This is a genomic window from Mesorhizobium sp. M0052, assembly GCF_040323255.1.
Taxonomy (GTDB): Bacteria; Pseudomonadota; Alphaproteobacteria; order Rhizobiales; family Rhizobiaceae; genus Mesorhizobium.
This window is the reverse complement of record NZ_JAMYUS010000009.1, coordinates 1-14,104: the sequence shown is the minus strand read 5'-3', so window position 1 is coordinate 14,104 and position 14,104 is coordinate 1. Positions and strand designations below refer to the sequence as shown.

Annotated in this window: 15 protein-coding genes; 9 read left to right on the top strand and 6 right to left on the bottom strand. The window is 62.3% G+C overall.

Annotated elements, in window-relative coordinates; all coding sequences use genetic code 11:
- The first annotated feature begins 148 nt into the window (after positions 1-148).
- Together clpS and clpA are read left to right on the top strand one after the other, a co-directional pair.
- Positions 149-475, top strand: a complete 327-nt coding sequence (gene clpS / locus NKJ77_RS13860) for an ATP-dependent Clp protease adapter ClpS (RefSeq protein WP_023671012.1) — start codon at positions 149-151, stop codon at positions 473-475.
- A gap of 6 nt (positions 476-481) precedes the next feature.
- Positions 482-2,971: an ATP-dependent Clp protease ATP-binding subunit ClpA gene (gene clpA, locus NKJ77_RS13855; RefSeq protein ID WP_023671013.1), complete on the top strand. Its 2,490-nt coding sequence runs from the start codon at positions 482-484 to the stop codon at positions 2,969-2,971.
- A gap of 103 nt (positions 2,972-3,074) precedes the next feature.
- Here clpA and NKJ77_RS13850 read toward each other — a convergent pair whose 3' ends face one another.
- The 5 genes from NKJ77_RS13850 to NKJ77_RS13830 all read right to left on the bottom strand — a co-directional run bounded on the left by NKJ77_RS13850 (position 3,075) and on the right by NKJ77_RS13830 (position 7,319).
- Entirely contained in the window at positions 3,075-4,289 is a 1,215-nt protein-coding gene (locus NKJ77_RS13850) for a phosphatase PAP2 family protein (protein ID WP_352535346.1), read from the bottom strand.
- A gap of 1 nt (position 4,290) precedes the next feature.
- Complete coding sequence (locus NKJ77_RS13845) at positions 4,291-4,719, bottom strand: HIT family protein (RefSeq protein WP_023684683.1); 429 nt, start codon at positions 4,717-4,719, stop codon at positions 4,291-4,293.
- A 122-nt stretch (positions 4,720-4,841) separates the two neighbouring features.
- On the bottom strand, positions 4,842-6,056 hold the full coding sequence (locus NKJ77_RS13840; RefSeq protein WP_023693439.1) for a GNAT family N-acetyltransferase: 1,215 nt from the start codon (positions 6,054-6,056) through the stop codon (positions 4,842-4,844).
- A gap of 55 nt (positions 6,057-6,111) precedes the next feature.
- Positions 6,112-6,840 carry a glycerophosphodiester phosphodiesterase gene (locus NKJ77_RS13835; RefSeq protein ID WP_352535345.1) on the bottom strand — a complete coding sequence of 243 codons (729 nt, stop codon included), beginning with the start codon at positions 6,838-6,840 and terminating at the stop codon, positions 6,112-6,114.
- Between the two features lie 14 nt (positions 6,841-6,854).
- Entirely contained in the window at positions 6,855-7,319 is a 465-nt protein-coding gene (locus tag NKJ77_RS13830) for a RidA family protein (RefSeq protein WP_023832080.1), read from the bottom strand.
- A gap of 138 nt (positions 7,320-7,457) precedes the next feature.
- Between NKJ77_RS13830 and NKJ77_RS13825 the strand changes: the two genes are divergently transcribed.
- From NKJ77_RS13825 to tsf, 5 genes are all read left to right on the top strand, one after another.
- Positions 7,458-8,288: a cell envelope integrity EipB family protein gene (locus NKJ77_RS13825; protein WP_023671019.1), complete on the top strand. Its 831-nt coding sequence runs from the start codon at positions 7,458-7,460 to the stop codon at positions 8,286-8,288.
- 44 nt (positions 8,289-8,332) lie between these two features.
- Positions 8,333-8,611: a DUF4031 domain-containing protein gene (locus NKJ77_RS13820; RefSeq protein WP_023671020.1), complete on the top strand. Its 279-nt coding sequence runs from the start codon at positions 8,333-8,335 to the stop codon at positions 8,609-8,611.
- Positions 8,608-9,219: a LysE family translocator gene (locus tag NKJ77_RS13815; RefSeq protein ID WP_023832081.1), complete on the top strand. Its 612-nt coding sequence runs from the start codon at positions 8,608-8,610 to the stop codon at positions 9,217-9,219. The genes NKJ77_RS13820 and NKJ77_RS13815 overlap by 4 nt, the downstream gene beginning before the upstream one ends.
- A 177-nt stretch (positions 9,220-9,396) precedes the next feature.
- Entirely contained in the window at positions 9,397-10,185 is a 789-nt protein-coding gene (rpsB, locus tag NKJ77_RS13810; protein WP_023671022.1) for a 30S ribosomal protein S2, read from the top strand.
- A gap of 108 nt (positions 10,186-10,293) precedes the next feature.
- Positions 10,294-11,214 (top strand): translation elongation factor Ts, encoded by a 921-nt coding sequence (gene tsf, locus NKJ77_RS13805; RefSeq protein ID WP_023724376.1) that lies wholly within the window; start codon positions 10,294-10,296, stop codon positions 11,212-11,214.
- A gap of 34 nt (positions 11,215-11,248) precedes the next feature.
- Here the strand turns inward: tsf and NKJ77_RS13800 are convergent, their stop codons facing one another.
- On the bottom strand, positions 11,249-12,175 hold the full coding sequence (locus tag NKJ77_RS13800; RefSeq protein WP_023832082.1) for a LysR family transcriptional regulator: 927 nt from the start codon (positions 12,173-12,175) through the stop codon (positions 11,249-11,251).
- A gap of 99 nt (positions 12,176-12,274) precedes the next feature.
- Here NKJ77_RS13800 and NKJ77_RS13795 point away from each other — a divergent pair, with 99 nt between their 5' ends.
- Positions 12,275-12,802 (top strand): nuclear transport factor 2 family protein, encoded by a 528-nt coding sequence (locus NKJ77_RS13795; RefSeq protein WP_023671025.1) that lies wholly within the window; start codon positions 12,275-12,277, stop codon positions 12,800-12,802.
- A 34-nt stretch (positions 12,803-12,836) separates the two neighbouring features.
- Positions 12,837-13,946, top strand: a complete 1,110-nt coding sequence (locus tag NKJ77_RS13790; RefSeq protein WP_023724378.1) for an aldo/keto reductase — start codon at positions 12,837-12,839, stop codon at positions 13,944-13,946.
- Positions 13,947-14,104 lie beyond the last annotated feature (158 nt).

Genomic DNA, 14,104 nt, shown 5'->3' with positions numbered 1-14,104 from the left:
TCGGTTTGCCCACCTAGCCATATTGTCAGCTAACAAGAAGGGCTTAAAATCGTCCATCGAACACCTACATATCGAACTCGCCATGGGGATTCGAAAGAGGCAGGATTACGTGACTTCAGGTTTGACTGCCACGACAAGCGTGGTGCGGATGCAAAGTGACGGCGACGGCAATGAGGCCGGTCGCGGCACAGCCGTCATTACGCGCACCAAGACCAAGACCAAGAAGCCCAGCCTTTACAGGGTCCTCATCCTCAACGACGACTACACGCCCATGGAGTTCGTGGTTCACGTCCTGGAGCGTTTTTTTCAAAAGGACCGCGAAGCCGCCACACGCATCATGCTTCATGTTCACAATCATGGGGTGGGCGAGTGCGGGGTCTATACATTCGAGGTGGCCGAGACCAAAGTGTCTCAGGTCATGGATTTCGCCCGACAGAATCAGCATCCGCTGCAATGCGTGATGGAGAAGAAGTGAGGTAACATGCCGGCTTTCTCCCAAGGCCTGGAAAAGGCGCTTCACCAGGCGCTGACGCTCGCCAATGAGCGGCACCATGAATATGCAACCCTAGAACATCTGCTGCTCGCCCTCATCGACGACACCGAGGCGGCCGCCGTTATGCGCGCCTGCAACGTCGATCTCGACGAGCTGAAGCACACCGTTCTGACCTATATCGACACCGAACTCGACAATCTGGTCACCGGTTACGATGAGGATTCCAAGCCGACCGCCGGCTTCCAGCGCGTCATCCAGCGCGCCGTGATCCATGTGCAGTCATCCGGCCGCGAGGAAGTGTCCGGCGCCAACGTGCTCGTCGCCATCTTTGCCGAGCGCGAGAGCCATGCCGCTTATTTCCTGCAGGAACAGCAGATGACCCGCTACGACGCGGTCAACTACATCTCGCACGGCATCGCCAAGCGCCCCGGCGCATCGGAGACGCGCTCGCCGCGCGGCGCCGATGACGAGCAGGGCGGCCAGAACGGCGCCGAGCCGCAGGAGGAAGGCGGCAAGAAGAAGCAGCAGCAGGATGCGCTGACGGCTTATTGCGTCAACCTCAACAACAAGGCCAAGGCCGGCAAGATCGATCCGCTGATCGGCCGCGAGAGCGAAATCAACCGCACCATCCAGGTGCTGTGCCGCCGCTCTAAGAACAACCCGCTCTATGTCGGCGATCCCGGCGTCGGCAAGACGGCGATTGCCGAAGGTCTGGCCAAGCGCATCGTCGAAGGCGACGTGCCCGAAGTGCTGCAGGACGCCACCATCTTCGCGCTCGACATGGGCACGCTTCTGGCCGGCACCCGCTACCGTGGCGATTTCGAAGAGCGGCTGAAGCAGGTTGTCAAGGAGCTAGAGGATTATCCCGGCGCCGTGCTGTTCATCGACGAGATCCACACCGTCATCGGCGCCGGCGCCACGTCCGGCGGCGCGATGGATGCGTCGAACCTGTTGAAGCCGGCGCTGTCTTCGGGTGCCATCCGCTGCATCGGCTCGACCACTTACAAGGAGTTCCGCCAGTTCTTCGAGAAGGACCGCGCCCTGGTGCGGCGCTTCCAGAAGATCGACGTCAACGAGCCGACCATCGAGGATGCCATCGAGATCATGAAGGGCCTCAAGCCCTATTATGAGGAATTCCACAAGGTGAAGTTCACCAACGAGGCGATCAAGGCTTCGGTGGAACTGTCGGCCCGCTACATCAACGACCGCAAGCTGCCGGACAAGGCGATCGACGTGATCGACGAGACGGGCGCCTCGCAGATGCTGGTGCCGGAAGCCAAGCGCAAGAAGACGATCGGCATCAAGGAGATCGAAGCCACCATCGCCACGATGGCCCGCATCCCGCCGAAGACGGTTTCGGCAGACGACGAGAAGGTGCTGCAAGGCCTCGACATCGAGCTGAAGCGCGTCGTCTATGGCCAGGACACCGCCATCACCGCGCTGACCTCGGCGATCAAGCTGGCACGTGCCGGCCTGCGCGAACCGGAAAAGCCGATCGGCTCCTACCTGTTCTCAGGCCCGACCGGCGTCGGCAAGACCGAAGTCGCCAAGCAGTTGGCTGCCTCGCTCGGCGTCGAGCTGATCCGCTTCGACATGTCGGAATATATGGAACGCCACACCGTCTCGCGGTTGATCGGCGCGCCTCCCGGCTATGTCGGCTTCGACCAGGGCGGTCTGCTTACCGACGGGGTCGACCAGCATCCGCACTGCGTGCTCTTGCTGGATGAAGTCGAGAAGGCGCATCCGGACCTGTTCAACATCCTGTTGCAGGTCATGGACCACGGCAAGCTGACCGACCACAACGGCAAGCAGATCGACTTCCGCAATGTCATCCTTATCATGACCACCAATGCGGGCGCATCCGATGCCCAGCGCGCGGCGATCGGTTTCGGATCGACCAAGCGCGAAGGCGACGATGTCGAGGCCATCAACCGGTTGTTCACGCCGGAGTTCCGCAACCGTCTCGATGCGATCATCCCGTTCGGTTCGCTGCCGGTGCCGGTCATCCATCAGGTGGTGCAGAAGTTCGTCATGCAGCTCGAGGCCCAGCTCTCCGAGCGGGGCGTCACCTTCGACCTGTCGTCCGACGCGATCGCCTGGCTGGCCGACAAGGGCTATGATGAGCGCATGGGTGCGCGGCCGCTCGGCCGGGTCATCCAGGAGCACATCAAGAAGCCGTTGGCCGACGAGGTGCTGTTCGGCAAGCTCAAGAAGGGCGGCACGGTGCGCGTCACCGTCGAGAAGAAGGAAACCGGCGAAACCGGCCTGAAGCTCGAATCACTGGCCGACGAAGCCCCGGTGCAGCCGAAGCAGGAGCCGGAAGAGGCGCCGAAAGCCCGCAAGGCGGTGGCCAAGAAGCCCGTCGCCAAGAAGGCGGTGGCGCAGAAGCCTCAGCCCAAGGGCAAGGACGAGCCTGAGCCCAAGGGCAAGGATGGCGGCAAGCGCAGCCTGGTGCCGCAACTGCCGCGCAAGAGCTAAAAAGTTCGCCTATGAAAAAAGGGCCCGGTGACGGGCCCTTTTTTCATTGGCTGGCCGGTTTGCCGACACAGCGCCCCTGCTTTTCAGGTCAGATGTTGTTAGGTCAGGCGGCGACGCCCTCGGGTGCAAACTTGCCCAGGAAGTACCCGCACGCCTTCCAGATGGCGATCGAAATCAGAACGCTCGCATAGCCATCCACGGCATAATGCCAGCCAAGGACGACCGAGCCGACCATGATGATTGCGGCGAATGCCCACATCAAAAGGCCGGCCAACCGTGAGCGGCGTGTTGCATAAAGCGCGAAAAGCACCGCCATCGCCACATGCATGGACGGGAAGGCGGATATGCCGAGACTGCCTGGCGTCGCCCCGATATAGCCGCTCCACACAATGTCCTGCGTGCTGAGCGCCCAGATCGGATAGATGCGATCGGCGGCGGCGAGTGCTTGCATCAGGGAATGATAGTCGCTGCCCAGCCCCAGTCGCTCGTAAAAGCACGGCCCTGCCGAAGACAGGCCCATCGCCAGGAAAAAACCCGCCAGTATCCACACGAGCATGAAGCTCATCAGGAACTGGTGACGCAGCTTCGTGTCCCTGCGCGTGATGCAAGCGATGAAGACCGAGGCGATAAGGACGACGAACCAGGAATTGTAAGCCAGGTTGAACGATCTTACGGCGAGCGGCGACTGGACGATAAACCATAGCCATTCATGGGGCGCTCGGCCGAAATGCAGCACCCGGTCGGCCTGAGCCAATGCGTGATCCCATGCGAATGGCGAAAGGATCGCGACCGCGCCTTTCAACACACCGAAAGCGGATATGAGCGCAATGCACGCGGCCAGACCATTCAGGCTGTTGGCGTTGCGCTCGGCGTCGCCGAAGACGCCGCCGATCGATCGCAGGAAAGTGCCGAGCGGCTCAGGATCCCGCTTGATGAGTGCAAGGTGAAAAAAGCTGCCGAGTGCGAAGGCGCAGCCACCGATCCAGAAAGCGAAAAGAAGGTATTGGGAATAGTCTTCCAGCACGCCGAAATCCGGCATGTTTCCGGTGCGCAGGCCGACCGCGGCTGCCAAAAGCAGGGCAGCGATGGCCATCGCGTGCAGCAGGCGGTGTCGCCGGTACGCGTCCGCCAAGGTGCGCAGAAAGGCCCGCCCGGCAGCTGCTTTTACCAACGGCTCTGATGTCGCAACCGAATGTTCCACGATTTTGAAAACCCAAACGCATCCCGGTACGGAGCACGTTATCACGGCGTGGTTTGATATTTTCCTAACCGACGTGGTGGATTGTGGCTGAGCGCATCTCCCTGAGGCGCGCGCCACCTCAACCGTTCAGCGCTGCTCGGATCTTCGCCGCGTTCTCCGTCAGCACTTCGGGCTTCTCCATCTGCCCCGTATGCGGCTTGAGCGCGATGCCTTCGAACCGCGGGATGACATGGACATGTAGGTGGTAGACGGTCTGGCCGGACGCCGGTTCGTTGAACTGCAGGATGGTGACCCCGTCAGCGCCGAAAGCCTTTTTGACCGCCAGCGCGACCGTTTGGACCGTGGTGAACAGCCGGCCGAGCGTCGCGGGATCGGCATCGAGCAGATTGCGCGACGGTGCTTTGGGCACTACCAGCGTGTGACCGGGGCCTTGCGGCATCACATCCATGAAGGCGACCACGGCATCATCCTCGTAGATGCGGTGCGAGGGGATTTCGCCGCGCAGGATCTTTGCGAAGATATTGCTGGGGTCGTAGGCCTCGGTCATGGCGGCGCTCCGGGAGTATGCTCCCGGTGTAGCGAAGCTGTCCCGGACCGGCAAGATGGTCAGGTAAGATGGTCAGGTAAGATGGTCAGGTAAGATGGTCAGGCGAGGGCAGGGGCGGATCGCTATTCCTCAAGATCCTTGCGGAACGGCGTATGCTCTTCCAGGATTTCGCCCATCCGCTCGACCTCGCGGCGTTCCCGCCGGAGATAGTCGGCCACAGCATTGCGCAGGCCGGGATGTGCGATGTAGTGCGCCGAATGCATGGTCACGGGACGATAGCCGCGCGCCAGCTTGTGCTCACCCTGCGCGCCGGCCTCGACCACCTTCAGCTTACGCTCGATGGCGAAGTCGATGGCCTGATGGTAGCAAACTTCGAAATGCAGGAACGGGTGGTCCTCGATGCAGCCCCAATTGCGGCCGTAGAGCGCATCGGAGCCGATGAAGTTGATGGCGCCGGCGACATAGCGGCCATTGCGCTTGGCCATTACCAACAGGATATCCTGGGACATGCGCTCGCCGATCAGCGAGAAGAACTTGCGGTTGAGATAGGGCCGGCCCCATTTGCGGCTGCCGGTATCCATATAGAAGGCGAAGAAATCGTCCCAGGCCCTTTCGGTCAGGTCCTTGCCGGTCAGCCGGTCGATCGAGATATCGTTGGCGAGCGCCTCGCGCCGCTCCTTCTTCATCGCCTTGCGCTTGCGCGATGCCAGCGTGGCGAGGAAATCGTCATAGGTCGAAAAGCCTTCGTTGAAGAAGTGGAACTGCTGGTCGGTGCGGTGCAGGAAGCCGGCTGCTTCCAGCGTTGCAACGTCGCTTTCACTGGCGAAGGTGACATGCGCGGACGACACGCCGAGCTTTTCCGTCACCGCCTTCAGGCCCGCTGCGAGACCGGCCTTCACAATGGCGCTGTCCTCGCCTTTGCTGACCAGCAGGCGAGGGCCGGTGACCGGAGAGAACGGCACGGCGCATTGCAGTTTCGGATAGTAGTTGCCGCCGGCGCGTTCGAACGCATCGGACCAGCCGTGGTCGAAGACATATTCGCCCTGGCTGTGCGATTTGAGATAGCAGGGCACGGCGCCCAGCAATCTGCCTTGGGCATTTTCCAGTCTGAGATGATGACCTTGCCAGCCGGTACGCCGCACGGCGCAGCCGGAATCTTCAAGCGCGCTCAGAAAAGCATATGAAACGAGAGGGTTATAGCCATTTTCTGTGTCGCTGCGGGTTGTGCCGGTAAAGCCGTTCCACTCGTCGCAGGTGAAGGCATTGATGCCGGCGGCAACGCGGATGGAAAACTCCGCATTCGCCGTTTGCCCGTCACCTTCATCACCCTGATCCATGGGGCTTATTTAAGCTCTGTCGGGGCCGCTACAAGTCACGTTTCAGGCACTTCCATCAGGCGACATTGACCAGATCGGGTTCGAACCCTTCGAACGTCATCTGGTCGGCGTATTTGAAGGTGAGATCCACCGCCGGCTGGTCATGCACCGTCCAGGTGATGACAGGCATTTTAAGCCTTTCGCGCACGAAGCTGACGAACGGGTTCGGCAGATCGCCCGCGGCATAGGAGGTGAAGGCGAGGTCATGTGCCAGCATGGCAAAATGCGCCTCGATCAACTGATTGTCCCTGCCGTAGGCGGTCAGCCCACCCGGAATGGCAGGCGCATCCTTGGGGAAGTCGCGGACCAGCCAGTGGTCGAACGACATGATCGCCGCCTTGCCCTTGTAGCGCTCCAGCATCTTGCCGACGCTTGCCACCAAGCCCTCGTCGTAACCGGGCACACCCTTCAGTTCGACAACCATCGGCACACGGCCGTCGACCAGGTCGAGCGCTTCTTGCAGTGTCGGCACATGGTCCTTGGTGCCGCCGATCCTGAGCGCCGCCAGTTCCGCTGCCGTGCGCTGCCAGACGAAGCCGTCCTGGCCGGTCAACCGCCTGAGATCGCCGTCATGAATGATGATGGGGACGCGGTCGGACGACAAATGCACGTCGCATTCGATCGCATAGCCGCGCTCGGCGGCAGCAGCGAAGGCCGACAGCGTGTTTTCCCAGCGCGTCTTGTTCATGTCGTGAAAGCCGCGATGCGCCACCGGGCGGGCGGTCAGCCAGGAAAGGTCGGTCATTGTCTTGGTCCTGCTCATGCGACCTCGAAGACGGCTTCGATTTCCACTGCGGCATTAAGCGGCAGACAGGCGGTGCCTACGGCGGAGCGGGCATGCTTGCCGCGCTCGCCAAGGGCCGCGACCAGGAAATCGGAGGCGCCATTGGCGACCAGATGCTGCTCGACGAAATCCGGCACTGATGCAACAAAGACGGTGATCTTGACTAGCCGCTGGATTTTTTCGAGATCGCCAAGTGCTGCTTTTGCCTGCGCCAAGATGTTGATTGCACAGTACTTTGCGCCTTCCTTGCCGGTTGCCGTGTCGACGTCGCGGCCGAGCAGGCCGCTTACCTGCAGCTTGCCGTCCTTGAGCGGCAACTGCCCGGCGGTGAACAAAAGATTGCCGGACCTGCAATAGGGCACATAGTTCGCGGCGGGCGCTGCGGCGGCAGGTATCGTCACGCCGAGATCGCTTAGCCGCTTTTCGATTGTTTCACTCATCGTATTTCCCTATTGCTTGGAGACGCCGCGCTGGCCGGGCCGAAATTGCTATTTTTGCCTCGCTTCCGCCACGACTTTTTTTAAGCTGGACCATCTTTACCTGCGGCCTGCCATCAGCTGCGACGATCGGAGCCCCTTATGCGCGCAACGCGCCTTGCCTTCCACGCCGTTCTCGTTCCGGTGCTGTTCTCGATGGCTCCAGCCTTTGCCGTGCCGGCGCTGCAGGCGCATCGCGCCGTCTACGATCTTACCCTCGACAAGGCGTCGGACCGCTCGGGCATCACCGGCATTTCCGGCCGCATGGTCTATGAGTTCAACGGCTCGCCCTGCGAGGGCTATACGGTAAAATTCCGTTTCGTCACCCAGATCGCCACCGGCGACAACACCAGGCTGACCGACCAGCAGACGACCACGTTCGAGGACGCCGAAGGCAAGACCTTCTCGTTCGTGACCAAATCCTTCGTCGACCAGAACCTCGACAAGGAGGTCAAGGGCACCGCCACGAAAGAGACCAAGGGCCTCAAGGTCGACATCGACAAGCCCGAGAAGAACAGCCTGGAACTCGCCGCCACTCAGTTCCCGACCCAGCATCTGGTCGAACTGATCGGCAAGGCCGAGAAGGGCGAGAATTTCTACGAAACCAGCCTGTTCGACGGTTCGGAGGATGCCAACAAGGTGATGACCACCACCGTCATCGTCGGCAAGAAGGCCGAGGGCGACAAGGCCGACCCCGAAGCGCCGGCGCTGGCCAAGCTTGCAGGCGACAAATACTGGCCGGTCGACATCGCCTATTTCGACGAGACCGACAAATCGGGCGAAGAGGTGCCGGAATACCGCATCAGCTTCAAGCTGCACGAGAACGGCATCACCCGCGACCTCACAATGGACTATGGCGAGTTCTCGATGACCGGAAAGCTGGTCAACCTGTCGCTGTTCGATCAGACCAAGCCTTGCCCGGTCTCGAAATAGCAACAATGCGGCGCTGGCCACGGCAGGCTTGATGGCAGTTCCCGATGGCGGTCTATGTCGATGCGGCGATCTGGAAATGGGCCGGCCATCGCTGGTGCCACCTGATGGCCGACGATACGGACGAACTGCATCGTTTCGCCGCCGAGCTTGGCGTCAAGCGTTCGTCCTACCAAGGGCCGCCCAGGACATCGGCGCCGCACTATGACATAACAGGCTTCGAGCGCGACCGGGCGGTGCGGCTCGGCGCCATCGAATGCAGCCGCGAGGAGATCGTTGCGATCTTCAGGCGCGTACGGGTACCCAACGGAAAGGGCCGATCGTGACGCTAACGGCATTCCTGGCTTATTGCATTGCCATCACACTTGCCGCCGCCACGCCGGGACCGGCGATGTTCACGGTGATCACCAACGGCGTGGCACGCGGCTTCCTGCGTGCGTTCGTCGCCGGAATGGGCATTGCCGCCGGCGATGCCGTGCTGGTCACCCTGGCACTGCTCGGGCTGGTGGCGCTGGCCCAGACCTTCGAATGGGTGTTTCTCCTGTTGAAATACGCCGGTGCGGCCTACCTGATTTTCCTCGGCATCAAGATGTGGCGGGCCGCGGCCGCGCAATCGGCCGCGCAAGGAATCCCCCAAACCGGATTGTCGCGGTCGTTCCTGCTTGGCGCCTCCGTGGCGCTCGGCAACCCGAAGGCGATCCTGTTCCACGCCTCGATCATGCCGCTGATCCTCAACCTCGACACCATGACGTTTGCCGACGGCCTGCTGGTGGTGGCAGTCGTCGTCGGCGCCAATATTCTCACCATGGGCATCTACGCCGCGCTGGCGGGCAGGGCATCCGGCTGGTTCAGGACGCCCGAACGCATGCGGCTGATTAACCGGTTCGCCGGCAGCGCCATGATCGGCACCGGAGCGCTGATTGCCGCACGCTGAGCGATGAAGCACCTCACCGCTTGCGTTTGCAGCGCTTCCCCTCTATATGCGCGCTCATTCCACACACGGACTTTGGTGTCTGCCCGGGAGAAATCCGGCTGAAACCTCCGGTGGCGTTCGAGGACAAAGTCCAAAAATGCCTGTGTCCGTGGAGGCTAACCGGAAAAGGAACTAAGAATGGCACTGCCTGATTTCAGCATGCGCCAGCTTTTGGAAGCTGGCATTCACTTCGGCCACCAGACCCACCGCTGGAACCCGAAGATGGCGCCTTACATCTACGGCGCCCGCAACAACATCCACATCATCGATCTGTCGCAGACGGTGCCTTTGCTGCACCAAGCTCTGAAGCAGGTTTCCGACACCGTTGCCAAGGGCGGTCGCGTGCTGTTCGTCGGTACCAAGCGCCAGGCTTCGGATATCGTCGCCGACGCGGCGCAGCGTTCGGCCCAGTATTATGTCAATTCGCGTTGGCTCGGCGGCATGCTGACCAACTGGAAGACGATCTCGAATTCGATCCAGCGCCTGCGCAAGCTCGACGAGATGCTGGCCGGCGAGGCCCAGGGCCTGACCAAGAAGGAACGCCTGAACCTCGACCGCGAGCGCGAGAAGCTCGACAAGGCGCTCGGCGGTATCAAGGACATGGGCTCGACGCCCGACCTGATGTTCGTCATCGACACCAACAAGGAAGCGATCGCCATTCTCGAGGCCAAGCGCCTCGGCATTCCGGTCGTTGCCATCATCGATTCGAACTGCGATCCGGACAAGATCGACTTCCCGATCCCCGGTAATGACGACGCGGCGCGCGCCATCCAGCTCTATTGCGACCTGATCGCCAAGGCTGCCATCGACGGCATCGCCCGCCAGCAGGGCGCGCTCGGCGTCGACATCGGCGCCTCGGTCGAAGCTCCGGTCGAACCGGCGCTTGATCCGGCTCCGGCCCCGGCTGCGGACGCTCCGGAAGCTTGACAGTCGAAGGCCGGTTGCGGCCTTCATCATTCTCATATTTGGCACGCTAGACGGACGCATCACCGAGTACCGGTGGTGCGTCGGTGCATTTAAAACAAAGAGGCGACAATGAGCATTTCGGCTGCACAGGTCAAAGAACTCCGCGACTTGACCGGCGCGGGCATGATGGACTGCAAGGCGGCGTTGACCGAGACCAACGGCAACATCGAAGAGGCCGTCGACTGGCTGCGCAAGAAGGGCATTTCCAAGGCCGACAAGAAGGCTGGCCGTACTGCCGCCGAAGGCCTGATCGGCGTCGACTCCGGCGTCCGCGAGGCCGCCATCGTCGAGGTTAACTCCGAGACCGATTTCGTGGCCCGCAACGAGCAGTTCCAGGAGATCGTTCGCAATGTCGCCAAGGTCGCGCTTGCTTATGGCACGACGGAGGCTGTCTCTGCCGCAAAGTATCCGGGTTCGGACAAGTCGGTCACTGACACCATCAAGGACGCCGTTGGCACCATTGGCGAGAACATGAGCTTCCGCCGTTCGGCCAAGCTCACCGTCCCGCACGGTGCTGTCGCAACCTACGTCCACAATGCGGTTGCCGATGGTCTTGGCAAGCTCGGCGTTCTGGTCGCGATCGAGACGACGGGCAATGAGCATGCCGCGAACGCCTTTGGCCGAAAGGTCGCCATGCATGTCGCCGCCACCAACCCGCTGGCGTTGACCGCCGAGCAGATCGATCCGGCAGCGGTCGAGCGCGAGAAGGCGATCTTCGCCGACCAGGCGCGCCAGTCCGGCAAGCCGGAAGCGATCATCGAAAAGATGGTCGAAGGCCGCCTGCGCAAGTTCTACGAGGAAGTCGTGCTCCTCAAGCAGGCCTTCGTGCTCAATCCCGACATCACTGTCGAGCAGGCGCTGAAGGATGCCGAGAAGGATATCGGCGCTCCGGCCAAGATCTCCGCCTATCTGCGCTTTGCGCTGGGCGAAGGCATCGAAAAGGAAGAGACCGATTTCGCGGCGGAAGTCGCGGCGGCGGTGAAGAAGTAGTTTTAAAATAGCCCCTGAAAAGGGGCTTCTCAGCTCAGGCAACTCGGCCGGGTGTCCGCAAGGATGCTCGGCCGATTTCTTGTGCGGTGTCGATGAAGGCCCTGAGCTTTGGCGCCATCGACGCCCGGCGCGGGAAGTAGAGGAAGAGGCCGGGCTCCTCGATCGCCGTTTGCGGCAGGATCTGAACGAGGCGGCCGGCTGCCAATTCCGCGCGCACCAGCGGCTCGAACACATAGGTCAGCCCGACGCCGGCAAGCGCAAGGTCGATCGCGGCCAGCGAATCGGTGACGATGACCGTACCCTTCGTCTCGGCCACGACATCCTGGCCGTCCTCGGTCAGGTCCCAGCGATAGAGTGCGCCGGAGCGCACAAGCCGGTAGTCGATGCAATTGTGGTCCGAAAGATCCGCCACACCGCGCGGACGGCCATGCCGGCCGACATAGGCGGGGGAGGCGACGATCACGGCGTTGAATGGCGGCGTCAGCCGGACCGTGACCATGTCCTGTGCGATCATCTCGCCCAGCCGGATGCCGGCATCGAAACCCTCGCCGACAATGTCCACCAGCCCCTGATCGGTGAGCAATTCGATGGTCACATCAGGATAGCGTTCAGCCATCGCGGCGACCACGGGAGTGACGGCAAGTGGAACGGCGATGTTGGGAACGTTCAACCTGAGCAAGCCGGAGGGCCGGCCCTTGATGGCGCGGATACGGTCCATCCGGTCGGCGATATCCTGGAGAGCAGGGGCTGCCGTCTCCACCAGCGCCTTGCCGGCTTCCGTCAGCGAGACGCTGCGCGTGGTGCGCGCAAACAGCGGCTGGCCGATCCGCTCCTCCACGAGGCGCACCGCATGGCTGACGGCGGATGGGGACATGCCCAGTTCGGCCGCAGCTAGCGCAAAGCCGCCGCGTCGGGCAACGGCGACGATGACAGGCAAATGACTGAGCAGATCCCGGTCCATTCATGCATGATATCGCATAGTCCTTGCGAACACTTCAATCTTCTCGATGCCGACAGGCTGACCCATATTGCCATCACCGATGCACAAAGGAGAAGAGAGATGGATGCCTTGAAACACGCTACCTTCGCCGCAGGCCTTGCCCTAGCGCCGGTCGATGCCGGCGGCGCCGAGCCGTCCGGTTGGCGCGCGCTCGCCGACGAACGCGCCGTCATCCGCATCGCCGATGCCATCGACCGTGCCGTCGATGCGCAGGACTGGAAGCTTGCCCGCTCCTATTTCGCCGACCGTGTCACCGTCGACTTCAGCAGCCTGTCAGGACAGCCTGCCGCCACCATCCCCTCCGACAATCTGATCGGTACCTGGGCCGGCAACCTCAGGGGCAGCAAGACCAGCCTGCATCTGCGCACCAATCACCAGGTGATCTTTGAGGCGGACGCGGCGACCGTCTCTTCGAACGGCTATGCCTGGAACCGGATGGAAGGCAATGGCGACCCGCTGTGGGAAGTCTGGGGCACCTACGAGCACCATCTGGTTCGCTCCGGGACCGGCTGGAAAGTCGACGGCTTCGTTTTCCGCGCCACGCATGAGCGCGGCAATCCCTGGGTCAAGATGACGCCTGGCCAGTGAGCCGGCGTCAAGAAATCAGGATAGGAAAAACACCATGACCATGAGCTATTACACACTGGGCAACAGCGGCCTGCGCGTCAGCCGGCTGGCACTGGGCACCATGACCTTTGGCACCGAATGGGGCTGGGGCGCGGACAGGGAAACCGCGCGCGCCATGGTCGACGCCTATGTCGAGGCCGGCGGCAATTTCTTCGACACCGCCGACCTCTACACCGGCGGCACAGCCGAAACCTGGCTCGGCGAATTCATCGCCGAGCGGGGCTTGCGCGACAAAGCGGTGATCGCCACGAAATTCACCTTCAACGCGGAGCCCGGCAATCCGAACGCCGGCGGCAATGGCCGCAAGAACATCTTGCGCGCCGTGGACGCCTCGCTGAAGCGGTTGGGCACTGACTATATCGACCTCTACCTCCTCCATGTCTGGGACGGGCTGACGCCGGCCGAGGAGGTCATGCGCACGACGGATGATCTCGTGCGTGCGGGCAAAATTCGCCATGTCGGCCTGTCCGATGTGCCGGCCTGGTATGCTGCCCGCGCGCAGACGATCGCCGAGTGGCGCGGCTACGAGCCGGTGTCGGCCCTGCAGCTTGAATATTCGCTGGCGGAGCGTTCGATCGAAAATGAGTTCGTGCCCTTCGGCACCCGCCATGGCGCAGGAATCATGGTGTGGAGCCCGCTGGCCAGCGGGCTGCTCAGCGGCAAGTACCGGCCGACGCAGGACGGCCATGTCGGCCGGCTCGACGGCTTTCGCAACACCACTCATCCGGGGTTCCAGAAGTTCACCGAGCGCAACTGGGCGATCGTGGCGGAACTCGAAAAAGTGGCCGCCGAACTCGGACACAGCATGGCGCAGGTCGCGCTCAACTGGGTGGCAACGCAACCGGGCATCGCCACCGTGATTCTTGGCGCCACCAAGCTGGCACAGTTGCAGGACAATCTGGCGGCGTTGGATTTCACTTTACCCGCCGAGCTTCGCGCGCGGCTGGATACGGTCAGCAAGACACCGCCGCCATTCCCGTACGCCTATTTCGGGTCCGACATACAAGCCCGGGTTACCGGCGGCGCCGTGACCGGCGACAAACCGTTGGGTTATGCGCCGCCGCTGCTGGTCGAGGGCGACGCCGTCAGCATCACCAGCAACTGACGGGCCGCGACGGGAAGGCGGAATTCGGCGAGGGGGGGCGCGGGGCCAAACCGCGCCCCGGGGGTTTTGGGGCACGGGCAAACCCCCGCGCGCGGGCCCCCCCCCGGGGGGGCGGGCCCAGCGGGCCCCCCCCCACAAATAAGCGGGGCCCAAGTCGG

Bases quoted from the DNA above. Each gene is read 5' to 3' on its own strand.
- NKJ77_RS13800 (WP_023832082.1), bottom strand. From the start codon at position 12,175: ATGGACCGGGATCTGCTCAGTCATTTGCCTGTCATCGTCGCCGTTGCC.
- NKJ77_RS13790 (WP_023724378.1), top strand. From the start codon at position 12,837: ATGACCATGAGCTATTACACACTGGGCAACAGCGGCCTGCGCGTCAGC.
- NKJ77_RS13840 (WP_023693439.1), bottom strand. From the start codon at position 6,056: ATGGATCAGGGTGATGAAGGTGACGGGCAAACGGCGAATGCGGAGTTT.
- NKJ77_RS13835 (WP_352535345.1), bottom strand. From the start codon at position 6,840: ATGACCGACCTTTCCTGGCTGACCGCCCGCCCGGTGGCGCATCGCGGC.
- NKJ77_RS13830 (WP_023832080.1), bottom strand. From the start codon at position 7,319: ATGAGTGAAACAATCGAAAAGCGGCTAAGCGATCTCGGCGTGACGATA.
- NKJ77_RS13795 (WP_023671025.1), top strand. From the start codon at position 12,275: ATGGATGCCTTGAAACACGCTACCTTCGCCGCAGGCCTTGCCCTAGCG.
- NKJ77_RS13825 (WP_023671019.1), top strand. From the start codon at position 7,458: ATGCGCGCAACGCGCCTTGCCTTCCACGCCGTTCTCGTTCCGGTGCTG.
- NKJ77_RS13820 (WP_023671020.1), top strand. From the start codon at position 8,333: ATGGCGGTCTATGTCGATGCGGCGATCTGGAAATGGGCCGGCCATCGC.
- tsf (WP_023724376.1), top strand. From the start codon at position 10,294: ATGAGCATTTCGGCTGCACAGGTCAAAGAACTCCGCGACTTGACCGGC.
- clpS (WP_023671012.1), top strand. From the start codon at position 149: ATGCAAAGTGACGGCGACGGCAATGAGGCCGGTCGCGGCACAGCCGTC.
- rpsB (WP_023671022.1), top strand. From the start codon at position 9,397: ATGGCACTGCCTGATTTCAGCATGCGCCAGCTTTTGGAAGCTGGCATT.
- NKJ77_RS13845 (WP_023684683.1), bottom strand. From the start codon at position 4,719: ATGACCGAGGCCTACGACCCCAGCAATATCTTCGCAAAGATCCTGCGC.
- clpA (WP_023671013.1), top strand. From the start codon at position 482: ATGCCGGCTTTCTCCCAAGGCCTGGAAAAGGCGCTTCACCAGGCGCTG.